The sequence below is a fragment of the Bacillus cereus group sp. BfR-BA-01430 genome (assembly GCF_022663115.1).
Taxonomy (GTDB): domain Bacteria; phylum Bacillota; class Bacilli; order Bacillales; family Bacillaceae_G; genus Bacillus_A; species Bacillus_A cereus_BD.
This window is the reverse complement of sequence record NZ_JAKUEW010000003.1, coordinates 131,681-153,251: the sequence shown is the minus strand read 5'-3', so window position 1 is coordinate 153,251 and position 21,571 is coordinate 131,681. Positions and strand designations below refer to the sequence as shown.

Below are 21,571 nucleotides of genomic sequence, written 5' to 3'. Positions count from 1 at the left end.
AGTAATGGGTGAAATTATGATTAGAATTTGTGCAATAACGAAAAAAGAAGAGATTTTATATGATGTTTCACTAGAGGAAACATCTCGTGAAGATATTATGTGGTATTGGCTTGATCTATATAAACCAACGAAAGAGGAATATACATATATTTTACAAGATCATTTTAAATTCCATCCCCTTGCGATTGAAGATTGCCTCGAATATGTACAGAGGCCAAAAGTTGATTTTTATGATGGATATAATTTTTTAGTTCTTCATGCATTTGGAGAAGAAGGGTTAGAACCACATGAAATCGACTTGTTTGTTGGAGATCGTTATATTGTTTCATTTCATTTCTCACATAATAACGCAATTGAAAGAGTGTGGAAAACACTTGGTGAAAGAAAGCGTATTAAGAAAAGTCCCCTCCATGTAGCGCATACAATTATTGACCAAATCGTTGATGATTATTTTCCACCTGTATATTATATTGAAGATCATTTAAATGCAATCGATGATAATTTAACAGGGGATACAGCAGGATGTGTACTAGAAGAAGTATTTGAAATTCGCGCGGACTTATCGAAATTAAGACGTACCATTATCCCAATGCGAGATTTATTGTATCGCATTTTAAATTCAACTCGTTTTTACGGTATAAGCGATCATGAAATTTATTTTAAAGATATACATGATCATTTACTTAAACTTACGGAAATGATTGAGACGAGCCGTGAATTAACAGCAGATATTCGAGATAGTTATTTTTCATTAAATTCACATCATATGAATAACATTATGAAAACATTAACAGTATTCTCAACAATCTTTATGCCATTAACATTTATTGCAGGAGTATATGGAATGAACTTTACACATATGCCTGAATTAGAGGGGAAGTATAGCTATTTTATTTGTTTAGCTATTATGGCATTAATAGGCGGCGGAATGATGGCCTGGTTTTATAAAAAAGGATGGTTTAAATAAAAAACACAGCTGGAAACTCCCCAGCTGTGTTTTTTAGCTAATAGCTTGTAATATGAACATAGCTAAAAATAAACATGCAATGATATACATAGACGGTGCGACTTCTTTACGCTTTCCAATAGCAACTTTTAAGATAGGATAAGCGATAAATCCGAACGCAATACCATCGGCGATACTATATGTGAGCGGGATCATAACAATGATCAGAAACGCTGGAAATCCTTCTGAAAAATCATTCAGAGGAATTTCTTGAATGCTTGTAATCATTAGACCACCAATAATAATTAAGATTGGTGCAATGGCACTATCAGGAATGAGTTGGACAAACGGAAGAGCAAACAGTGATGCGAAGAATAACACCCCTGTAACGATAGACGTCAGACCTGTCTTTCCACCTGCTGTAATACCTGCGGCACCTTCTACTGTTGAAACGGTTGGACTTGTACCAAATAGACCACATGTCATTGCGGAAATGGCATTCGCTTGATAAGCACGTGGGAATTTACGATCATCTTCTAATAAACCATGTAATAGTCCCATATTCTCAAAAATGAGCACCATGCTTAAAGAGAATGTTGCAATCCAAAATGGTAAGGAAGAAAGTTTTCCGAATGACATAGCTCCAAATACATTACTGTAATTTGCAAATGAAAATGAGCTATTGCCTACCTGACTCGTATCAACAAGGCCGAATAGCCATGCAATACCAGTTCCAATTGCAATTGTCCATAAAAAATTCCCACGTACGTTTCGAATAAATAGAGCAAGAGCTACAATGAGGGTAAGCAGTGTAGCAAGAACAATTGGACTGCTTAATTTACCTAATGCAACAGTAGTATTCGCATTCGAAACGACTAAACCACCTTTTTGTAATCCAATAAAAGCTAGAAATAAACCAATCCCAACAGTGATGGATTCTTTTAATGATTTTGGAATTGATAAAGATAGCACGCGAGCAATTGGTGTAAACGCAGCTACGGCAAAAATTATACCAGCAATGAAAACGGCTGCCAACGCTTCTTGCCAAGCTAATCCAAGCGTATGAACAGCAGTATACGTAAAGAATGCATTTACCCCCATACCTGGTACAAGAATTGCAGGTGCGTTTGCCCAAAAGGCCATCATAAGACATCCGACAAATGAACTAAAAACAGTTGCCAAAATCCCCGCTTCAAGCGGAATGCCGGCATCAGATAAAATAGATGCATTTACAATCATAATGTAAACGATTGTAAAAAATGATGTCACGCCAGCTAACATTTCTTGTTTTGGTGATGTGTGGTGTAGGTCTAATTTAAATGTTCTTTCAAGTATTCCTTTCATGTTAAACCTTCTTTTTTATATCCCTCTCCCACCCGTGATATCCCTTTTGTTCAGGGCTCACCATTCTTTATTATATCAGAACATCATGTTTTTACAACAAATAAAATGAGAACGTTTACTTAAAAGTGAAATCCATTTATAAATAAGTAAAAATAGCACGAATAGAAGAAATGATTTCTAATTGTCCTGTTTGAATTGGTGGGGCTGCTTGCGCGTGTAAAGAAGTGTGAGACACCATTTCACGCGGTAGTTGTGCTGATTCTTCTGTAAGCGAGAGTGGGACGGGATTAATAGTTAAGTTATATGTACTCGCAATAGCACGAGCTTTTTCTACTGCACGTTGCAGAGCTTGCAGCAATGCTTGTTGATAATATTGATGTGGATGAGAGAGTTGAAAACGTAATCCTTTGGCTACATTTGCCCCGTTTGTGACAGCTATATCATATACTTCCCCAGCTTTTTGCACATTTAAAACGGTAATTTCATACAAATGTTCTACACGGTATCCTTGTAGCAAAGCTTTATCATTCACATATTCATATTGAGGTGTAATAGTATAGGAAATTGTTTCGATGTCTTGATCTGCAATGCCAAGTGCTTTAAGTGCATCAAGTAGCTGTCTAGATTGTATGGCATTTTCTTCTTGTGCCTGTTTTACATTTTTATGATCGGTTCGAACACCAATTGTTAACGTAACAATATTTGGTCTCACTCTAACAATCCCTTCACCTTGTACAGTAATCGTTGCTGTTTTATCATCTTTATGATGGCGAAGGTTAGGTACATAATGGTTCATTCCGCTTTGCATTTCTTTTCACCGTCCTTTTTATATGTATATGAATGAAGTCACCTAAAAATTGCATGTAAAAAGTTACAGAATGAAGGTGAGGTAGAAAGAAATCGTATACAACATAGGTATTTATAGATTATAATTATGTATAAATATGATGAAAAAGGGTCGAGGATAGTGAACGAACAAAGAGAAGCGCTGATTTTAGATTTATCAGTATCATTTCGAAAGATGATACGTTTATTACAAACCGATATTAATACACGTTTTTCAGAGCATATGCCATATAATGAATTCTCTGTATTACGTGCATTATTTTTGAAGAGTCCACAAATGGCTTCGCAAATTGCGAATGAGGTAAACGTAACATCCAGCCATATTACAGCGGTAACAGATCGTCTTGTGCGAAAGGGATTTGTAACGAGAAAACGTTCGAATTCAGATCGTCGTATTGTGTATTTAGAGATTACAGAACATGGGCGAGAAGTAACAGAAGAACTGGAAGCGATACGTAAAGAATACTATAGAGATAAATTTAAAGATTGGAGCGATCAAGAAATAGAGATGGTATTAGAACTATTTGGTCGCATATTATAATAAATTGAGGATAGGGAGCTGAAGCTTTCCTATCCTTTTTTTGAATAAAAATATTTTGAAATTCCGATACTTTAATTAAAAAGTATCGGAGGAAGAATTATGAAGCAAATGATGTCGTTTGCCATTGTGATCGGAAGTTTTTTCTGCTTTCCCCCATTGTTATATGCGGATACTCCTCTCCAAGTTATGCAAAAAGGAACAAAGTACATCGCAGATGATAATCCTGTGTTATATTCAAAATTATGGATTCGTTCTATGCAAAATGCGGTATTATTTCATCATAGCGACAATATTCGTCATCAAGATACACTGCACAATGTAACAAGTTCAAGTCTAGTGAAAGTAAAGAAATTATCATTTCAGAAAGCAGCAACATATATCCCAAGATTATCTCAATATGTTTCAAAGACTGGAAAAGAAAATATTGCAGTATACTATATCGCCGTACGTTACAAGGTGAAAAAAGAAAATCCATATCAATTAAATGGCATGAATTATTTCTTACAAGTTTTTGTCAAAGAGCAAGGGAAATGGAAAATTGCAGAAAGTGTAGCCGCACCGACAGAGCAACTGATACGAAATGGTGATGGATTTAGGATGAAAGAGGAAAAGGAGTATGGGGACCGGAGAGAGAATGTGAAATAACCTCCTTCTGATGAGGAGGTTATTTCACATTCCATGACAATTTCCATTTTAATAAGCGAGATAAAAGGAAGTAGGCAATCAAACTCGCTCCTAAAAATCCGATGTAATAGATAAGTAGTGAATGATAGTTCTGTACGATTGCTCCACCAATTAGTCCAACAATGAGGACGGAGCATGCTAAAAATATTTTTTTGATTTTTGAATATATGAAAATTTTCCCATTCAGTTCATTAGGTGATCTATTATATAAAAATATTCCTATAGGTAATAGAATCAGTATATTTGCCAGTGGACCAATTAGTATTTTAGATGAAGGGATATATGTGAAATTTGGTTCATCATGTCGTACGCCATCATGATCAGTATAAGCATTCCGTGGATCGTAATCAAACAGAATGCGAAAGTGCTGAGCGGGTCCAACAATACTTATTTTTTCTAACATTGTGCCGTATGAAAACTCTTTTTCGACATCGTAAGAACTATTTGGATTTGTATGAATGGTTATAAATGCAACAATAATTGCTGGGAGAATATAAGGTAAAATCAATATCGACGCTGTTATAAATCCTTGTGAAATGATATTACCAGCTATTGCTCCAATGCATATTGCTAGTGTGTAAATAGCAATTAGTATAATTAGCATATATATATAATAGGTATGGAAAGGAGAAAATATTTGATATTTATTATGGAAAGTTGTTTTTTTTATAATACCAAACAGTCCCCAGTTTAGCATAACAACTACTATAATGTTACAAACTCCAAAGAGCCATTTCGTGAAAAAGAGATGTGTAGGTTTAAATGGCATAGACCAAAGAAAATCCATTGACTGACTTTGGCGTTCCCAACCTATCAATACACAAGCTAAAGTAATAAGTATAGCACCCTGGGCAATGATAGGGTCTATGAGTGAAAGACTATAATAATAATGGAACGGTTCCTTCCAGTAGTTACGACTTAACTCTAAAAAATATAATTGTTGAGCGGATGTCATATAGTATTTATAAGATAAGAGATAGAAACTAACAAGCCAAAACAACCAAACAATATATTTACTTTGATGATATGTGCGTAGCCATAGTGCTTTTTGAAACATAGGATCTCTCCTTTAAAAAACTTTATAATTTGTAAAACGTGATAATATAAAATAGGTGATCGTCCCAACTAGAAAGATACCTATATAGTAACTAAATAAATTAAACTGGTGTAGCTTATAACCACCTAGTAAAGCAAAGTAGAGTGTAGTCCCACCAATCCATATAGGTAAGTGCTTTTGAAAGAGAAAGATTTTCTGATTATTTTCATTTGGGGACCGTTTGTAAAAAAATGTGCCAAGTAGTAAATAGAAAATTGTATAGAAAATCGGAACTAGCATTGATTTTGCTGAATAATATACATAGGATGCAGGGTCTCTCAAAATGGCCGAATTATCATCTTCCTGTCGTGATTTTGGATCATAATCATAGTAAATAGAAAAGTTGTATATGGGTACAACGATATTTGTTTTTGCATTTATTTCATCAAGTTGTTCATATAAATGGGGATTTTGGTAATCTAGTGCATTTAGATGATTGATTACGAAAGAATGACTTAATGAAATGAACGTAAGTCCCATGAGTAACCAAGGAATACAAAAAGTTACTTGTGAAACAATACTGCCAGTAAAAGTTCCGATACATAAAGCAGTTGTATAAACAGCGACATATGAAACAATTGCATAAAGAAAATATCGATGAAATGGGCCAAATGATTGATAATTATAATGAATGCTTGTTTTATAAATAGCATACATAAGGCCCCAGTTAATAAGAAGTGATCCTGAAATAACGAATGTTCCAAAAAGCCATTTAGATAAAAATATATCACTTCTTTTAAAAGGCATTGCCATCAGGATGTTATTAGATTGATTATGGCGTTGCCACCCTAATAGAAGGCAAGCTAAAGAAATGATAAGAATCGTTAGTAGAAAGCTATTTGCTGAAAAAAATGAGTAGTTATAATAGAATGTTCCTTTTGCATGAAATTCATGATAATTGGCAAGTTGTTGCTGAGCAGCTTCATAGTAGCTATAAGATAAAAAATAAAGCGTGCTAAAAAAGAATAGCGATACAACATATTTCCCTTGCTTCCAATTTCGCATCCATAAAGCTTTATGAAACATAAACATCCTCCTCAAATGTCGTAACAAATATATCTTCAAGCGACATGGCCAATTCTTCAATAAGAAGTGGCTGTTCTTTATAAAATTTCTCAAGAGTTGCAGCTACGTTTCCTTCTATTAAAATGGTATATACCTTTCCGGTTTGATTTAATATTTTAATATTGCTTAAGTTTTCTAGTTTTTGAGGAAGGGACCGCTCATAAGCAACTTGGATTTTTGCATATCGTGCTTTTGCATCATCTAATGCGGTGACCGAAGAAATAGTATGATTTTTTAAGATGATAATTGTATCAGCAATTTTTTCTACTTCATCTAAATGGTGAGTAGAAATCAAAATCGTCATTTCTTTCTCTGCCACTTCTTCAACGAGAAATTGTAAAATTTGTTTTTTTACAATAGGATCCAGCCCATTTGTTGGTTCATCTAAAATGATATAGTTAACTTTTGAAGCAAAAGCTAAAATGATAGCTAGTAAAGCTTTCATTCCCTTTGAGTAACTACGAATCCGTTTGTTTGGCAAGTGAAAGCGCTCTAATAGTTGGTAGAAATATTGTTCATCAAATGCTTTATAGACTGCTTTGTAAAACTTCACAATTTCTTTTACTGTATATCCGTTTAAAATATTCGTTGAATCAGGTACATAGGCCACTTTTTGTTTGATTTCCGGTTGTTTATGAACATCTACTTCTTCATATGTAACGGTTCCTTCGTCAGGGTTTAAAATTCCAACTAATATTCGAAGTAAAGTTGTTTTTCCCGCCCCATTTCTGCCGAGTAATCCAACAATGCTTCCTTTTGATAAAGTAAAAGATATATTCTCTAAAATAACTTGATCATCAATTGTTTTTCTCACATTTTTCACTGTTAACATTTGTAGTTCCTCCTAACTCCTTATAATAAGCGTCAATCCAATCATGAATTTTTTCTTTCGTAATCCCAAGGTAAGAAGCCTCTAATAATAATTGCTGGAATTGCTTTTCAACCATAGTGATTTTCCTTTCGTCTAATGTTGGTGTAATCGATTGGGAGACAAACGTTCCTTTTCCACGTAATGTTTCAATAATTCCTTGTCGCTCTAAGTCTTGGTATGCTTTACTCACTGTATTTGGATTCACAATAAGTAAAGAAGCGAGTTCGCGTACAGAAGGTAGTTTATCGTTTGGAGCTAATATGTTTTTTAATATAAGTTCTTTTATATTTTGAACAATTTGTTCCCATATCGGAGTGCTGCTTCTTGGATCAAGTTGAATATGCAAGAGCAATATCTCCTTCCTGATGAGTATTAAGTGTACTAGTGTGTGTAGTACACTTAATACAATATATACAATAAAATAATTTGTCAACAGAAAATGATAGAAAAATATGGTATGAAACATATGAAAACTGGAAAAAATAGGTTTGATATAGAATGGAGGGTTAGTCATGAAGCGAGTTTTTGGAATACTTGTTTGTTGCATGTTATTGCTTTCTCATACTTCGGTTAGTTTTGCAAAATCGGAGAAAGCAATAGAAGAAACAAAGCCGAAGTTAGCAGAACAAGCCTCGTCAGCGATCGTAATTGAGCAAGATACAGGTAAAGTTTTATTTGAAAAGAATCCAAATGAAAAATTACCGCCTGCTAGTATGACAAAGATTATGACAATGTTACTTATTATGGAACAAGTGGAAAAAGGAAAATTAAAGCTAGAAGATAAAGTAAGAACGAGTGAACATGCCGCTTCGATGGGGGGATCGCAAATTTTTCTTGAACCTGGTGAAGAAATGACGGTAAATGAGATGCTAAAAGGTATTGCGATTGCATCAGGAAATGATGCTTCTGTTGCAGTTGCTGAGCATATTGCTGGGTCAGAAGAAGGATTTGTCAACATGATGAATAAAAGAGCGAAGGAACTAGCCTTAAAAAATACGCATTTTCAAAATCCAACAGGCCTTCCTGCAAAGAATCATTATTCTACAGCAATTGATATGGCAATTATAGCGAAAGAATTAATGAAATATCCGCTGATTCGTAAATATACCGGAAAGTATGAGGATTATTTACGTGAAGATACGGATAAAAAGTTTTGGCTTGTTAATACAAATAAATTAGTTCGTTTTTATCCAGGAGTAGATGGAGTGAAAACCGGATTTACGACAGAAGCGAAATATTGTTTAACAGCATCGGCAGAAAAAAATGGCATGCGTGTTATTTCTGTTGTAATGGGAGCGCCTACATCAAAAGAGAGAAATAGTCAAGTGACAAAGCTTCTTGATTATGCTTTTGGACAATATACAACAAAGAAATTATATAAGCGCGGGGAAAAGATTCAGACCGTACAAGTAGGAAAAGGTAAAAAAGAAAAAGTGGATTTAGTTGCAGCAGATAATATTTCTCTTCTTATGAAAAAGGGCGAAGATATGGACAAGATAAAGAAAGAAATTATTGCTGAAAAGAAAGTGAAAGCGCCGATTAAAAAAGGAGATGCACTTGGTACGCTTGTCATTACAAAAGATAAAGAAGTTTTATTCAAACAGACCATTGTGGCAAAAGAAGATATCGACGCAGCAAGTTGGTGGGAACTTTTTAAAAGAAGCTTTGGGATATTTTCAACATCAAAATAGTAGTCAATATTTTGTGTGATTCGATAGGAATAGAGGAAATACGTAGAATAATGGCATAAAATCTACACATTATGGCGAAATAGTACTTCTTTTGTCATGAGGAAGGATTCTTATTTCTATTCACGAAAATCTTATGTAAATGAGTAAAGTTTGAGCATAAGGAGGAAATCGTGTGAGCCTTTCCATGCATTTAGAAGTAAAGCGTGATGTTTTATGCGTTAGGTTAGCAGGCGAGTTAGACCATCATACTGCTGAAGAGTTGCGAGCGAGAGTGACCGATATGATTGAAGCACATAACGTCCATCATATTGTATTGAATTTGGAAGAATTATCATTTATGGATAGTTCTGGACTGGGCGTTATATTAGGGAGATATAAACATGTAAAAAGTTTAGGAGGGGAAATGGTTGTTTGTGCAATTTCACCTCCTGTCAAACGTTTATTTGAAATGTCAGGTTTATTTAAAATCGTTCGTTTAGAAGAAAGTGAAGCGCATGCGCTCGCGACATTGGGGGTGGCGTAGATGAGAAATGAAATGAACCTTCAATTTTCAGCATTAAGTCAAAATGAGTCGTTTGCTCGCGTTACGGTGGCTGCGTTTATTGCACAATTAGATCCAACAATGGAAGAATTAACTGAAATTAAAACAGTCGTATCTGAGGCGGTCACAAATGCTATTATTCATGGATATGAAGGGGATCCAGAGGGAATTGTTTACATCTCTGTAATTTTGGAAGAAGCAATGGTGAAACTTACGATTCGAGATGAAGGGGTTGGTATTTTTAATCTCGATGAAGCGCGGCAGCCCCTTTTTACAACTAAACCTGAATTAGAGCGTTCGGGAATGGGATTTACTATCATGGAAAATTTTATGGATGAAGTAGAAATTATTTCAAACGAATCTTTCGGGACAACAATCCATTTGACAAAATATTTATCAAATAGTAACGCTCTATGCAATTAAGGAGAATCGCCTATGGACATAGAGGTCAGAAGTGAAAAGAAGAAGCCTCAGTTAAAGGATCACGAGTTAAAAGCGTTAATTCAAAAAAGTCAAGATGGAGATCAAGGGGCGAGAGATACGATTGTTCAAAGTAATATGCGCCTTGTATGGTCAGTTGTACAACGTTTTCTCAATCGAGGATACGAACCAGACGACTTATTTCAAATTGGCTGTATCGGCCTCTTGAAATCAGTAGACAAATTTGATTTATCTTTTGATGTAAAGTTTTCAACTTATGCAGTTCCAATGATTATTGGTGAAATTCAACGTTTTTTACGTGATGACGGTTCAGTAAAAGTGAGCCGATCGTTAAAAGAAATGAGTAATAAGATTCGAAAAATGAAAGATGAGCTTTCGAAAGAATATGGAAGAGCACCAACCATTAATGAAGTTGCAGAGGCGCTTGAACTAACGCCGGAAGAAGTTGTTCTGGCGCAAGAGGCAAGTCGTACGCCATCTTCTATACATGAAACTGTATATGAAAATGATGGGGATCCAATTACGATTTTGGATCAAATTGCGGATCAAACAGAAACGAAATGGTTTGATAAGATTGCTTTAAAAGAAGCGATAAGAGAACTAGATGAGCGAGAACGCTTAATTGTATATTTGCGCTATTATAAGGATCAAACTCAATCGGAAGTAGCAGAGAGAATTGGAATTTCACAGGTGCAAGTTTCAAGGTTGGAAAAGAAAATATTGAAGCAAATGAAAGACCGGATAGATGAGTAGGCATCTATCCGGTCTTTTTTCTGTTATGCGAAGGCGATGAAACTCTCGCATCAAACTCATGTAGAGGAAGATGAGAGTGGTTGAATATGTTGATCAAATTATATTTATAAAAAGTTTACAGAATTTATTGATAATTTAGTAAATTTAAAATATAATCCTAGTATAAACTTGTCATAAAGGGGGAAGGAAAACATGGAGTCAAGGCAACAATGGGGCTCAAGAGCGGGGTTTATTTTTGCAGCAATTGGTTCTGCTGTTGGATTAGGGAATATATGGCGCTTTCCATATACAGCTTATGAAAATGGAGGGGGAGCCTTTTTTTTACCGTATTTATTTGCATTATTAACAACAGGTATTTCATTGTTGGCTTTTGAATTTGCACTTGGTCATCGGCATCGTGGATCATCACCACTTACGTTTTCTCGCATTCATCCGCGTGCAGAGTTTATCGGTTGGTGGCAGATGGCAGTTACTTTTATTGTTTCAACCTATTATGCTGTTATTATTGCATGGTCACTTTCCTATACATACTTCTCTATAAGTGGAGCGTGGGGGAAGGACACGGAAGCCTTTTTATTTAAGGAATATTTGCATGTTGCTGATAAGCCAGGACAATTTGGTGGTCTTGTTCTCGAAGTGTTAGTTCCGTTGGCAATTGTTTGGATTATCGTACTCGGTGTAGCGTTTAAAGGAGTTAAGAAAGGAATTGAAGTTGTAAATCGGATTTTCATTCCTTTACTTGTATGTATGTTTTTAATTATTGTCGTTCGCGCTGTGACGATAGAAGGGGCCATGCAAGGGCTCGATGCTTTTTTTAAGCCAGATTGGAACCGAATTTTTGATGGAAAAGTATGGCTTGCCGCATATGGGCAAATTTTCTTTAGTTTATCGTTAGCGTTTGGAATTATGATCACATACTCTAGTTATTTACCGAAAAATTCTGATACAACGAATAATGCTTTTATAGCGGGGTTTGCAAATTCAGGGTTTGAATTGTTAGCAGGTATTGGTGTGTTTGCTGCTCTTGGTTTTATGGCAAACAATATGGGGGTATCGGTTGATAAGGTAGCTACTGCTGGTGTAGGGCTTGCGTTTGTTGTATTTCCGCAAATTATTAATCAATTACCGATGTCACCATTTTTTGGTGTGTTATTTTTCCTTTCTTTAACGGTAGCTGGTATTACATCGCTTATTTCACTAGCGGAAGTATGTTTTGCAGCTGTATCTGAAAAGTTTAATTTAAGCCGGCAAAAAACAATTGGAATTATGGGTTCGCTTCTCGTATTGGTTTCGCTTGTATTTGCAACGCGCGGTGGACTCATGTTTTTGGATCTTGTAGATTACTTTGCGAACAACTTTGGTTTAATTTTAATTGCTTTAGCGGAAGTTACGACAGTGGGACTGATTCTACGTCGCTTACCGGTTTATCAAAATCATGCCAATTTTGTATCAGATATTAAGTTAGGTGCATTTTGGAAGGTGAGTTTGCTTGTTATTACACCACTTATGCTAGGATACATGCTCATTGATGGTACGATCCAAAATATTCAAAAGAATTACGGGGATTATCCAACGCAGTTTGTTGTGACATATGGCTGGTCTTTGGCGGCGGCATTTATTATTGTGGCATTCATGCTTAGTGTGAAAAAATGGAATGCGCAAATACATTTAGATTCTGCCAAGCTTGAAAAAGAATGGAAAGATCGGGGTGTTTCATAATGAGTGTATCAGCAATGATGATGATGGTGATTGGAATGATAGTGATTTGGGGCGGATTAGCATTAAGTATCGCAAACCTTTTTAAGAAAAAGAAAGTGTAAGTAAAAACATCTGTACCGTTTTGGTACAGATGTTTTTTTCTGAAAAAAATTGTATTAGAAAATTTTTCAGAAACCATACTACAACTACGAGGATAGTAAAGAGGTGAATCGAGTTGGAACAAACAGTTTATCTCAAAATGCGAAATCGCCTGCAAGTGTCTCCTTCGTATGAATTGAAGATACAGGATATTGCTCAAATCGTTGGAGACCCTAATGTTATAAGGAAGATAGGGAATGAGATTGTCTACAAAATAACAACTCGTGACAAAACACATGTTGTGATTGATGCGATGAAAGTAATCGATATTATTCAGAAAAAAATAGAGCAAGTACAGATTAATTTACTTGGTCCTGGACAAACACTTGTTGAAATTGTATATGAAAAAAAGAAAGTGAACCCTATTTTTTTCGGTCTTGTTTGGATTTTGCTATTTGTAGGAGCGGCGCTTGCAATTATTTATTTTCATGAAGATGTTAGCATGCAGCAAGTACATAGTCGCTTATATTACATGGTTACGGGAGAGAGAAATAACCAACCGCTTTTATTTCAAATTCCATATTCGATAGGACTTGGACTAGGTATGATTTTATTTTTCAATCATGTATTTCAGAAGCGAATTAATGAAGAACCGAGTCCATTAGAAGTTGAAATGTTCCAATATCAACAGTCTCTCGACCAATATGTTGTAGTTCATGAAAATCAAGAAAGCAAAAAAGAAATTTCAGATGATTGAATATGCTTTCGTAATTATGATTGGGCTGGCTGGTGGACTTGCAGTTGGTGGAGGGTATGTTGCGTTTTTAGCAGTGCTTGGTGTCATTCCACGTTTAGTGCAATTAACAAAAAGTTGGAAATATATTCAGGTTTTTGAATGGGCGGTTATCGGCGGAACGTTAGCTGGTGCTTGGTGTAGTTTAAGGAATATTACATTTCAAACATCTCAGTATTGGCTTATTGTATTAGGGATATTTTGTGGGACATTTATCGGGATGTTGGCAGCGGCATTAACAGAAGTATTAAATGTTTTGCCTATATTGGCTAAGCGAATCAGAATAGATGGAAAAATCGTACTGTTACTCATAGCGTTAGTACTCGGAAAAGTAGTCGGGTCATTGTTTCATTGGATTTACTTTGTGAAGTAGGAGGTGAGAGCGTGTGAAAAAGTTGAAAAATGATTACATAAATAAAGTGAAAGATTATCATCCGAAGCCGAACTATATGATGAATTGCGTAAAGGCATTTCTTGTAGGCGGAGTCATTTGTACAGGAGGGGAAGCCTTGATGAAAATGTATATACATTCTTTTCACTTTAGTGAACAGAATGCTGGGAATATAACTATTGCAACATTAGTATTATTATCTTCCATTTTAACTGGGCTTGGAATATACGACAAAATAGGGCAATTTAGCGGTGCGGGATCTTTAGTTCCTGTAACAGGGTTTGTAAATTCTATGGTTAGTGCTGCAATGGAACATCGCAGTGAGGGAGTTGTACTTGGTATTGCGACCAATATGTTTAGATTAGCAGGAAGCGTAATTGTTTTTGGCGTTGTAGGAGCTTATATTATTGGCTTTATTCGGTACTCATTTAAAGTTTGGATATCTTAAAGGAGGATAGAAATGAGATTGACAGGGAAACAAACATGGGTATTCCAAAATCAAATATTTGTGAATGCAACAGGTACAGCTGTCGGTCCTAAAGAAGCTGAGGGTCCTCTTGGAAAATATTTTGATATTTCATATGATGACTTACATTGCGGGGAACAAAATTGGGAACTTGCCGAAAGAAAATTGATGAAGAACTCTATTGAGAAAGTGATAGAAAAAGGAAATATAATGAATTCTCAAATTGATTTTTTTTTAGCGGGGGATTTATTAAATCAAATGGTGACAGCTAATTATGTCGCTCGTGATATGGAAATTCCTTTTTTGGGAATGTTTAGTGCATGTGCAACATCGATGGAAACGTTAGCGATTGGATCAGCTTTTATTGATGGGGGATTTGCAAAGCGTGTACTTGCGACAGTTAGTAGTCATAATGCTACTGCTGAAAGGCAATTTCGCTATCCAACAGAGTATGGTGGACAAAGGCCGAGTACCGCGACTTCAACTGTTACCGGTGCTGGCTCCATTATGATTAGTAATGAAGAGAGCGACATTAAAATAACAGCTGCGACGATTGGAAGAGTGCAAGATTTAGGAATAGCAAATCCTTTTGATATGGGTTCTGCTATGGCCCCGGCAGCGGTTGATACTATTCAACAACATTTTGAGGATCTAGGAAGAAGTGCTGCGGACTATGATTTCATTGTCACAGGTGATTTATCGGGTGTTGGAGCACCGATTGCCAAACAAATGTTATTAGAAGAAGGTTATGATTTAGGAAATATATATAATGATTGCGGATTAATGATTTATGATGCAAAACAAGAAGAAGTTTTTGCAGGTGGGAGTGGTTGTGCCTGTTCGGCAGTTGTGACATATGGGTATTTATTGGAAGAAATGAAAAAAGGAAATTTGCAACGGATTTTTGTTGTTGCAACAGGAGCTTTACTTAATCCAATGATGATTCAACAAAAAGAAACAATTCCAGCGATTGCACATGGAGTAGTATTTGAAAGAGTAAAAGGGGGGTGAATTGTGGATTTTATATATGCATTTCTTGTTGGCGGGATTATTTGTGTAGTAGGCCAGCTTTTACTGGATTTTGTAAAGTTAACATCTGCACATGTAATGGCAACTTTTGTAGTGGCGGGAGCTATTTTAGATAGTTTTGGTCTCTATGATCAATTGATAAAATTTGCAGGAGCTGGAGCAATCATTCCGATTACAAGTTTTGGCCATTCTTTATTACATGGAGCACTGGAAGCTGCTGAAACATATGGCTATCTAGGAATAGGAATAGGGATGTTTCGCTTAACATCTGCAGGAATTTCAGCGGCGATATTGTTTTCTTTTTTAACCGCACTTATATGTAAACCGAAAGGATAAATCAAATGAGAAGAAGGGTTATTTTGGTCACAGATGGAGATGAATATGCAAAGCGAGCAATTGAGATGTTAGCGAAGGAATTTGGCGGAAGATGCATTTCGGCATCGCAAAGTAATCCAACGAGCTTGACGGGAAAGAAAATTGTTGAGCTAATTATGCAAACGCCATATGACCCTGTATTCGTCATGTTTGATGATAGTGGATTTATTGGAGAAGGTTCGGGAGAGAAGGCGTTAAAATATGTAGCTACTCATAAACAAATTGACGTTCTTGGAGTTTTAGCTGTGGCATCCAATACTCATAATTGGGAATGGGCGCGTGTAGATGTCAGCATAGATCGAGAGGGAAGATTGACTGAGTATGGCGTTGATAAATTTGGTCTTCCTGATGGGGAGATTGGCAGGATTAGCGGCGATACAATTTATTGCTTGGATGAATTAAATGTTCCGGTCATTATTGGAATTGGAGATATTGGAAAAATGTGTGGAAATGATGAATGGGAGCGAGGTGCTCCCATTACGAAAAAGGCAATTCAATTCATTTTAGAAAGGAGTGGTTTTTATGACGAAAGAGAAGGAAATTAAAATCCCAATTTCTTCGTTCATAAGTGATAATGAAAATTATTTAAAACAAACAGCTGGATTAGGCGTAACATTCGATGTTGGAATTCGTAAATTTCATATTCTCGATAAAGAAATTGGAGTATTATTTGTAAATGGATTATGTGATACAAACTACATTATCCCTATTCTAGAAGAAGCAGTAGATACAAATGAAATAAGAAACGCAGATGAAAATACTGTTACACTTTTAGAAAATCGCCTGATTCATCAACAAGTAAGTAAAGTAAAGACGATGGATGAGGTAATGGTTCAAGTATTATCCGGTCTTGTTGTTATTTTTGTAGAAGGTGAAACAGAGGCTTTTGTCATAGATGTTCGCAGTTATCCAGGACGAACTCCGACAGAACCGGATACGGAAAAGGTGGTACGCGGGGCTAGAGATGGATTTGTTGAAAATATTGTTGTGAATACAGCATTAATTCGTAGAAGAATTCGTGATCCACGCCTTAGAAATGAAATTATTCGTGTAGGGGATAGGTCGCAAACAGATATTTGTGTTACATATGTGCAAGATGTTGCCAATCCAGATTTAGTAAAAATTATAAAACAAGAGTTAAGCAATATTGAAGTAGATGGTATTACAATGGCAGACAAAACCATTGAAGAATTTGTAGTCAAACAAAGCTATAATCCCTTTCCGCTCATCCGGTATACAGAAAGACCAGATGTAGCAGCAAACCATTTATTAGAAGGGCATGTATTAGTGATTACGGATACATCGCCGAGTGTTATGATTACACCTACAACATACTTTCATCATTTACAACATGCGGAAGAATTTAGACAAAATCCAGCAGTCGGCACATTTTTACGTTGGGTACGATTTTTAGGTGTATTATTTTCCTTATTTTTATTACCATTTTGGCTCGTATTTGTATTTGATCCGACTTTGTTACCAGAGAAACTTGCGTTCATTGGGCCGAATAAAATGACACATTTACCCATTTTATTACAAGTGTTATTGGCGGAGGTTGGGCTTGAGTTTTTAAGAATGGCAGCCATTCATACTCCGACACCGTTATCATCTGCTGCCGGCTTAATTTCGGCAATTTTAATTGGACAAATTGCGATTGATGTTGGATTATTTGTTCCAGAAGTTATTTTATATGTAGCAATCTCAATGATTGGATCATATGCGACACCGAGCTATGAATTAGGACTTGGTAATAAAATCGGAAAGTTGTTTGTCATCATTTTAACAGGCCTATTTCATGAGATGGGGTTTGTCATTGGAATGACAATATTAATTTTATTTTTAACATCTATAAAAAGTTTACAAACACCATATTTATGGCCATTTTTACCATTTGATTGGGGAGCATTAACTAAAATTTTACTTCGACCAACGATGTCAAGTTTAAAAGTGCGTCCAAGTATAGTAAGACCACAAAATATACGCAGGCAAAAATAAGCAGGGAATTCTCTGCTTATTTTTCATGATAAATTTATTATTTTTTAACAAAAAACCAACATTTTTTTCGTACACTTAGAGTAGATATTGTGTATGAAAGGGGAAGAGGCATGATTAAATTATTTGTAAGTGATTTAGATGATACACTCGTTTATAACGTGAACCATATGCACGAAGCGGATAAAAAAGCGATTCAGTGGTTAGCTGATAAGGGAACAAATATTTGTTTTGCCTCAGGTCGTTTTGCACATCGAATTCACGAGGTAGTAGGTAGCTTCGAATTTCCATATTATATAACAGGTCTCAATGGTGCTACCATGTTGTTACCAGATGGACAAATATTCCATGAATCAAAATTTGATAATACAGTTGCCCAGGAAATATATCAATATATTCATGAAAAACAACTAGCTGATATTGTATGTGCAAAAGAGAACAGATATACGAAAAAGAAAAATAAACATCATCACAATTTTGAGAAGGATATGGGAGTCCATATTACTGAAATTGAGACGCTTGAGGATGAATTTGGTAAAACAGTTTATCCAGCAAAATTATTTATATATGGGGAAGAAAACAAGATTGAAAGGTTAGATCGAGAGCTACGAGAGAAATTTCATGAGGTTGCTGAAGTTGTAATTTCTGGAAAGGGTTATGTTGATATTATGCCGACAGGAGTCAGTAAAGGGAATGCCTTAAAACGTTTAATCAATCATTTAGGGATTGAAGAGAATGAAGTTGCTTGTATTGGGGATTCTTTTAATGATATTTCGATGTTCGCCGTAACGCCACATTCATTCACACTTCATCATGCACATCCGTATGTGAAAGAGAAGGCGAGTTATGTTGTACGTTCAGTGGAAGAAGCCATTATGAAATTACCATTACTTGCATAAGACAAGAAGCTCGTCATTTGACGAGCTTCTTGCTATTTAAATAATGATTTTATAAAATCGATGATACTAGAGAAAAAGTCTTTTACTTTATCTAGGAAGCTTTGTCCTTCTTCAGATCCTAAGAAAGCTGATACATGATCTTTTGCTTTATTTAATTGGCTACCAACTTGATTCCAATCAATATTTAAGTTTTTCATTTTATCAAATAATGAAACTAAACTATCTAATTGTTCATCCGTTAGTGTAATACCAAGTTGATCAGCAATTTTTTTAATTAATGAACGTAAGTCTTCTGTTGTCTTTGGCTGTTCTTTTGCAATTTCTTCTTTTACTTTTGCAACAAGTTGAACTGCTTTGTCATCACCGATTTTATCACCAAGTTTTGCTGTTTGTACCATTTCTTCATTTGCTACTTTTTTAACTTCTTCAGGAATTTCTTTTTTTGAAGTTGTTTCGTAAGCTTTCATCAGCCCTGTTAACGCAGCAGTTCCTGATACTTTAAATGGTGCAGTAATTTGAATTTCAGCATCTTTTACACCTGCTGTGATCAGTGCATTTGTATACATTGCATCTGTTACCCAATTAATGTTTGTTGCGCGTACAATGATACCTGATCCTGGTTTTGTATACGTAATCATAGAAGAGGAAATGGCCCTTGTACCAATTTGGGCTTTTGGAACAATTCCCTCTAGAAATTTATGTTCTTCCGCGTTAGATACAGTAATAATTTGTGCATCTTTTGGTGCTTTCATTTCTTTTAAAAGGTCTTGTTTTTGTTGTTCAGATAAATTTTCTCCTAATGTAACGATAGATTCTCCCTCAATCACATCTGCAAATGAAGCTGTTGGAATCATAAAGACCATAACAGCTAATAGCAGAGCTACTAATTTCGTTCTCACGAACAATCGCTCCCTTTCTCTTTCTGAAATTTACGGGCAACACAGTTATTATAGTATATTTTTCTGATTTGTCATCTTTCTTCTTCTTTAATTGAAGAAAGATGTATCTATATTGTCGGATTCTTTTTGTTTCTGGTCGTGAATATGGTAATATAGTGCTGAGATACTTGAAAGGAGACATATACGTATGAAAACTTTAGGATACATATTAATGGAAAACGGGGAGAAAATTGAGCTAGAGTTTTTTCCAGAAGAAGCACCAACAACAGTTGAAAACTTTAAAAAACTAGCAACACAAGGATTTTACGATGGGGTTACATTCCACCGCGTTATCCCTGGGTTTGTGAGTCAGGGTGGAGATCCAACAGGAACAGGTGCAGGTGGCCCAGGTTATACAATTCCATGTGAAACAGATGGGAATCCTCATCGTCATGTTGTAGGATCACTTTCTATGGCACACGCTGGCCGTAATACAGGTGGTAGTCAGTTCTTTATCGTTCATGAGCCACAACCACATTTAGATGGCGTTCATACTGTATTTGGTAAAGTAACAAGCGGTATCGAAACGGTACTCAATATGCGTCAAGGCGATGTAATGAAAGAAGTTAAAGTTTGGGAAGAATAAGTGAGAGGCTGTGCCAAAAGGTCGTGAACAACGACCTTTTGGACACAGCCTTTTCTGTTTGCCTTAATTATTGGGATTGAAAATTTCTGTATGAAATGATACAGTCTTTGGTGCTTGGAAAGGAAAATTAACCACAAGGAAAGTTTTTTGCTTGAAGAAAAGGAATTGATAAGTGCGACGCAGTACATGATAAGTAGAGTGTATAAGTGTCATATAAGGAACGACTTTTGTAAATGGACATAGAATATAGCAGTGGCATTGATGTGCAGTGGTGTGATGGTATAAAATAAAGTTTTTAAGTTTCCTTTTGTTAGGGGAATCGAGTTCTGCTGATAGCCCTTCTCACTATAGGCAAAATATTGTAGAATAGATGTGATGTAGAAATAGTGATTGAGGGGACGAAAGGTTTATAACTTTTGTAAGAAGGGATAAGGTTTATGTTAATTCGTTTTAAAAAAAGTTATGAAAAGATTGCAATGGGACTTCTTTCTTTTATGCCGAATGAAAAAGATGTGAAAACATTACAGTTGACAATGAAAGAGTATGAAACAAAGGACAATTGGCAATTGTATTTATGGAAACAAAATGAGGATTTTGTTGGAATTATTGGAGTTGTAGAAAAGGAAGGTCATTTGTTAGAAATTCAGCATCTTAGTGTAAATCCATCTCATCGGCAAATGGGAATTGGAACAGAAATGGTACAAGAATTACAAGATCGGTTTGCTGATTATACGATTTGTGGGAATGAACAAACAGCAAGTTTTTGTGAGAAATGCAAAAATGTAGAGCAGAATATACATTCATAAAAGCAGAGATACAATGTTTGTCATCTCTGCTTTCTTTTTTTTAATTGCTCATGTCGCTCTGCAATTACATGTTCTCTATTGCGTAATGTATGTTTATGAATGATATATTCACTAGGTGCTAGATGAGTATTTTTCCAAGAAAGCCCGCTTTTAGCGCATAAGTCTATACATCTGTTTTCTAGTGTAGGATCTAAAAAAGGTAAAAATAAAGGTTGAAAACCTTCTTTTTTCTGGATAGATTGCAATTGTTTTTTTAGTAAAATTAAAAGTTGTTGATGATGTAGTCCTAAGGTATGTATATGTTCACGTTCTTTTTCTAAGCTGGAAATAGCACCTTTCATCATTTTGGCTGCTCCATTCCAATTTAAGCGTCGTTGATGGTATAAAGAAACTGCAATTTGAATAAGACCAACCCAATGGTGATCACGCTTACCTCGTGGTTTTAATTTCCAATATTCTTCTAAAACTTCATGACATTCGAAATAATCGTAGTCCCCATGAAAATGAATGAGAAATTGTATGTATGCTTTCGGATACATTTCGTTCGCTCCTGTCTGTTGTTTTATGTAATATAGTTTATCATATCGGTGAAATTTCCATCAGTGATTTTTCATCCCCATTGTCGCGGATTAGACAGTTACAGATCGTCCTAGTTTCATTTGACTTATTCATAGCAGGAT

The 21,571-nt window shown here is 35.5% G+C and carries 27 protein-coding genes; 19 read left to right on the top strand and 8 right to left on the bottom strand.

All coding sequences use genetic code 11. From position 1 onward, the window contains the following. Positions 1-4: 4 nt before the first annotated feature. Positions 5-967 carry a magnesium/cobalt transporter CorA gene (gene corA, locus MR058_RS09050; RefSeq protein ID WP_242143794.1) on the top strand — a complete coding sequence of 321 codons (963 nt, stop codon included), beginning with the start codon at positions 5-7 and terminating at the stop codon, positions 965-967. Positions 968-1,000: 33 nt separating this feature from the next. Here the strand turns inward: corA and MR058_RS09045 are convergent, their stop codons facing one another. Both MR058_RS09045 and MR058_RS09040 read right to left on the bottom strand, forming a co-directional pair. Further along, on the bottom strand, positions 1,001-2,290 hold the full coding sequence (locus tag MR058_RS09045; protein ID WP_242143652.1) for an NCS2 family permease: 1,290 nt from the start codon (positions 2,288-2,290) through the stop codon (positions 1,001-1,003). Between the two features lie 136 nt (positions 2,291-2,426). Next, complete coding sequence (locus MR058_RS09040; RefSeq protein WP_242143651.1) at positions 2,427-3,098, bottom strand: SIMPL domain-containing protein; 672 nt, start codon at positions 3,096-3,098, stop codon at positions 2,427-2,429. Positions 3,099-3,257: 159 nt separating this feature from the next. On the opposite strand from MR058_RS09040, the gene MR058_RS09035 reads away from it, so the two are divergent. Both MR058_RS09035 and MR058_RS09030 read left to right on the top strand, forming a co-directional pair. After that, the gene (locus MR058_RS09035; protein ID WP_242143650.1) at positions 3,258-3,677 is read left to right on the top strand and encodes a MarR family winged helix-turn-helix transcriptional regulator; all 420 of its coding nucleotides are present in this window, start codon (positions 3,258-3,260) and stop codon (positions 3,675-3,677) included. Positions 3,678-3,776: 99 nt separating this feature from the next. Then, positions 3,777-4,322, top strand: coding sequence for a hypothetical protein (locus MR058_RS09030; RefSeq protein WP_242143649.1), 546 nt, complete (start codon positions 3,777-3,779; stop codon positions 4,320-4,322). Positions 4,323-4,341: 19 nt separating this feature from the next. On the opposite strand, the gene MR058_RS09025 is transcribed toward MR058_RS09030, so the two are convergent. From MR058_RS09025 to MR058_RS09010, 4 genes are read right to left on the bottom strand one after another with little or no spacing between them, the layout of a single operon-like run. Beyond that, the gene (locus tag MR058_RS09025) at positions 4,342-5,418 is read right to left on the bottom strand and encodes an ABC transporter permease (RefSeq protein ID WP_242143648.1); all 1,077 of its coding nucleotides are present in this window, start codon (positions 5,416-5,418) and stop codon (positions 4,342-4,344) included. 12 nt (positions 5,419-5,430) lie between these two features. Next, the gene (locus MR058_RS09020) at positions 5,431-6,483 is read right to left on the bottom strand and encodes an ABC transporter permease subunit (RefSeq protein WP_242143647.1); all 1,053 of its coding nucleotides are present in this window, start codon (positions 6,481-6,483) and stop codon (positions 5,431-5,433) included. Further along, positions 6,473-7,354 carry an ABC transporter ATP-binding protein gene (locus MR058_RS09015; protein ID WP_242143646.1) on the bottom strand — a complete coding sequence of 294 codons (882 nt, stop codon included), beginning with the start codon at positions 7,352-7,354 and terminating at the stop codon, positions 6,473-6,475. Before MR058_RS09015 ends, MR058_RS09020 begins: the two co-directional genes overlap by 11 nt. Next, positions 7,320-7,739 carry a GntR family transcriptional regulator gene (locus MR058_RS09010; protein ID WP_242143645.1) on the bottom strand — a complete coding sequence of 140 codons (420 nt, stop codon included), beginning with the start codon at positions 7,737-7,739 and terminating at the stop codon, positions 7,320-7,322. The genes MR058_RS09015 and MR058_RS09010 overlap by 35 nt, the downstream gene beginning before the upstream one ends. A 166-nt stretch (positions 7,740-7,905) precedes the next feature. Here MR058_RS09010 and MR058_RS09005 point away from each other — a divergent pair, with 166 nt between their 5' ends. The 14 genes from MR058_RS09005 (at position 7,906) to MR058_RS08940 (ending at position 18,561) form a co-directional block, all read left to right on the top strand. Continuing rightward, positions 7,906-9,084: a D-alanyl-D-alanine carboxypeptidase family protein gene (locus tag MR058_RS09005; protein ID WP_242143644.1), complete on the top strand. Its 1,179-nt coding sequence runs from the start codon at positions 7,906-7,908 to the stop codon at positions 9,082-9,084. A 172-nt stretch (positions 9,085-9,256) separates the two neighbouring features. Then, entirely contained in the window at positions 9,257-9,607 is a 351-nt protein-coding gene (gene spoIIAA / locus MR058_RS09000) for an anti-sigma F factor antagonist (RefSeq protein ID WP_242143643.1), read from the top strand. Continuing rightward, the gene (spoIIAB, locus tag MR058_RS08995; RefSeq protein ID WP_242143642.1) at positions 9,608-10,048 is read left to right on the top strand and encodes an anti-sigma F factor; all 441 of its coding nucleotides are present in this window, start codon (positions 9,608-9,610) and stop codon (positions 10,046-10,048) included. It abuts the gene before it with no gap. Between the two features lie 12 nt (positions 10,049-10,060). Then, positions 10,061-10,819: an RNA polymerase sporulation sigma factor SigF gene (gene sigF / locus MR058_RS08990; RefSeq protein WP_242143641.1), complete on the top strand. Its 759-nt coding sequence runs from the start codon at positions 10,061-10,063 to the stop codon at positions 10,817-10,819. A 192-nt stretch (positions 10,820-11,011) separates the two neighbouring features. Beyond that, a complete protein-coding gene (locus MR058_RS08985; RefSeq protein ID WP_242143640.1) occupies positions 11,012-12,538 on the top strand; it encodes a sodium-dependent transporter in 1,527 nt (508 codons plus the stop codon). Beyond that, positions 12,538-12,639, top strand: coding sequence for a methionine/alanine import family NSS transporter small subunit (locus MR058_RS08980; protein WP_242143639.1), 102 nt, complete (start codon positions 12,538-12,540; stop codon positions 12,637-12,639). The genes MR058_RS08985 and MR058_RS08980 overlap by 1 nt, the downstream gene beginning before the upstream one ends. Before the next feature lie 113 nt (positions 12,640-12,752). Further along, positions 12,753-13,373, top strand: coding sequence for a stage V sporulation protein AA (locus tag MR058_RS08975; protein WP_242143638.1), 621 nt, complete (start codon positions 12,753-12,755; stop codon positions 13,371-13,373). After that, entirely contained in the window at positions 13,366-13,782 is a 417-nt protein-coding gene (locus tag MR058_RS08970; protein WP_242143792.1) for a stage V sporulation protein AB, read from the top strand. Before MR058_RS08975 ends, MR058_RS08970 begins: the two co-directional genes overlap by 8 nt. Positions 13,783-13,795: 13 nt before the next feature. Continuing rightward, the gene (gene spoVAC, locus MR058_RS08965) at positions 13,796-14,248 is read left to right on the top strand and encodes a stage V sporulation protein AC (protein WP_242143637.1); all 453 of its coding nucleotides are present in this window, start codon (positions 13,796-13,798) and stop codon (positions 14,246-14,248) included. A gap of 12 nt (positions 14,249-14,260) precedes the next feature. Then, complete coding sequence (spoVAD, locus tag MR058_RS08960) at positions 14,261-15,277, top strand: stage V sporulation protein AD (protein ID WP_242143636.1); 1,017 nt, start codon at positions 14,261-14,263, stop codon at positions 15,275-15,277. A 3-nt stretch (positions 15,278-15,280) separates the two neighbouring features. Continuing rightward, a complete protein-coding gene (spoVAE, locus tag MR058_RS08955) occupies positions 15,281-15,631 on the top strand; it encodes a stage V sporulation protein AE (RefSeq protein ID WP_242143635.1) in 351 nt (116 codons plus the stop codon). Positions 15,632-15,636: 5 nt separating this feature from the next. Beyond that, positions 15,637-16,215, top strand: a complete 579-nt coding sequence (gene spoVAEA / locus MR058_RS08950) for a stage V sporulation protein SpoVABEA (RefSeq protein WP_242143634.1) — start codon at positions 15,637-15,639, stop codon at positions 16,213-16,215. After that, positions 16,193-17,665: a spore germination protein gene (locus MR058_RS08945; RefSeq protein ID WP_242143633.1), complete on the top strand. Its 1,473-nt coding sequence runs from the start codon at positions 16,193-16,195 to the stop codon at positions 17,663-17,665. The genes spoVAEA and MR058_RS08945 overlap by 23 nt, the downstream gene beginning before the upstream one ends. A 110-nt stretch (positions 17,666-17,775) precedes the next feature. Next, entirely contained in the window at positions 17,776-18,561 is a 786-nt protein-coding gene (locus MR058_RS08940; RefSeq protein ID WP_242143632.1) for an HAD family hydrolase, read from the top strand. 32 nt (positions 18,562-18,593) lie between these two features. On the opposite strand, the gene MR058_RS08935 is transcribed toward MR058_RS08940, so the two are convergent. Continuing rightward, positions 18,594-19,460 (bottom strand): DUF1002 domain-containing protein, encoded by an 867-nt coding sequence (locus tag MR058_RS08935; protein ID WP_242143631.1) that lies wholly within the window; start codon positions 19,458-19,460, stop codon positions 18,594-18,596. Between the two features lie 187 nt (positions 19,461-19,647). Between MR058_RS08935 and MR058_RS08930 the strand changes: the two genes are divergently transcribed. Both MR058_RS08930 and MR058_RS08925 read left to right on the top strand, forming a co-directional pair. Next, positions 19,648-20,085: a peptidylprolyl isomerase gene (locus MR058_RS08930; protein ID WP_242143630.1), complete on the top strand. Its 438-nt coding sequence runs from the start codon at positions 19,648-19,650 to the stop codon at positions 20,083-20,085. Between the two features lie 437 nt (positions 20,086-20,522). Continuing rightward, on the top strand, positions 20,523-20,891 hold the full coding sequence (locus tag MR058_RS08925; RefSeq protein WP_242143629.1) for a GNAT family N-acetyltransferase: 369 nt from the start codon (positions 20,523-20,525) through the stop codon (positions 20,889-20,891). Positions 20,892-20,911: 20 nt separating this feature from the next. On the opposite strand, the gene MR058_RS08920 is transcribed toward MR058_RS08925, so the two are convergent. Then, on the bottom strand, positions 20,912-21,430 hold the full coding sequence (locus MR058_RS08920; protein WP_242143628.1) for a DUF309 domain-containing protein: 519 nt from the start codon (positions 21,428-21,430) through the stop codon (positions 20,912-20,914). Between the last annotated feature and the right edge of the window lie 141 nt (positions 21,431-21,571).

Bases quoted from the DNA above. Each gene is read 5' to 3' on its own strand.
- MR058_RS09020 (WP_242143647.1), bottom strand. From the start codon at position 6,483: ATGTTTCATAAAGCTTTATGGATGCGAAATTGGAAGCAAGGGAAATAT.
- MR058_RS08930 (WP_242143630.1), top strand. From the start codon at position 19,648: ATGAAAACTTTAGGATACATATTAATGGAAAACGGGGAGAAAATTGAG.
- MR058_RS08980 (WP_242143639.1), top strand. From the start codon at position 12,538: ATGAGTGTATCAGCAATGATGATGATGGTGATTGGAATGATAGTGATT.
- MR058_RS09005 (WP_242143644.1), top strand. From the start codon at position 7,906: ATGAAGCGAGTTTTTGGAATACTTGTTTGTTGCATGTTATTGCTTTCT.
- MR058_RS08945 (WP_242143633.1), top strand. From the start codon at position 16,193: ATGACGAAAGAGAAGGAAATTAAAATCCCAATTTCTTCGTTCATAAGT.
- MR058_RS08940 (WP_242143632.1), top strand. From the start codon at position 17,776: ATGATTAAATTATTTGTAAGTGATTTAGATGATACACTCGTTTATAAC.
- MR058_RS09040 (WP_242143651.1), bottom strand. From the start codon at position 3,098: ATGCAAAGCGGAATGAACCATTATGTACCTAACCTTCGCCATCATAAA.
- spoVAEA (WP_242143634.1), top strand. From the start codon at position 15,637: ATGAGAAGAAGGGTTATTTTGGTCACAGATGGAGATGAATATGCAAAG.
- MR058_RS09045 (WP_242143652.1), bottom strand. From the start codon at position 2,290: ATGAAAGGAATACTTGAAAGAACATTTAAATTAGACCTACACCACACA.
- MR058_RS09025 (WP_242143648.1), bottom strand. From the start codon at position 5,418: ATGTTTCAAAAAGCACTATGGCTACGCACATATCATCAAAGTAAATAT.
- MR058_RS08920 (WP_242143628.1), bottom strand. From the start codon at position 21,430: ATGTATCCGAAAGCATACATACAATTTCTCATTCATTTTCATGGGGAC.
- MR058_RS08985 (WP_242143640.1), top strand. From the start codon at position 11,012: ATGGAGTCAAGGCAACAATGGGGCTCAAGAGCGGGGTTTATTTTTGCA.
- spoIIAB (WP_242143642.1), top strand. From the start codon at position 9,608: ATGAGAAATGAAATGAACCTTCAATTTTCAGCATTAAGTCAAAATGAG.
- corA (WP_242143794.1), top strand. From the start codon at position 5: ATGGGTGAAATTATGATTAGAATTTGTGCAATAACGAAAAAAGAAGAG.
- MR058_RS08970 (WP_242143792.1), top strand. From the start codon at position 13,366: ATGATTGAATATGCTTTCGTAATTATGATTGGGCTGGCTGGTGGACTT.
- MR058_RS08925 (WP_242143629.1), top strand. From the start codon at position 20,523: ATGTTAATTCGTTTTAAAAAAAGTTATGAAAAGATTGCAATGGGACTT.
- MR058_RS09030 (WP_242143649.1), top strand. From the start codon at position 3,777: ATGAAGCAAATGATGTCGTTTGCCATTGTGATCGGAAGTTTTTTCTGC.
- MR058_RS09015 (WP_242143646.1), bottom strand. From the start codon at position 7,354: ATGTTAACAGTGAAAAATGTGAGAAAAACAATTGATGATCAAGTTATT.
- spoVAD (WP_242143636.1), top strand. From the start codon at position 14,261: ATGAGATTGACAGGGAAACAAACATGGGTATTCCAAAATCAAATATTT.
- sigF (WP_242143641.1), top strand. From the start codon at position 10,061: ATGGACATAGAGGTCAGAAGTGAAAAGAAGAAGCCTCAGTTAAAGGAT.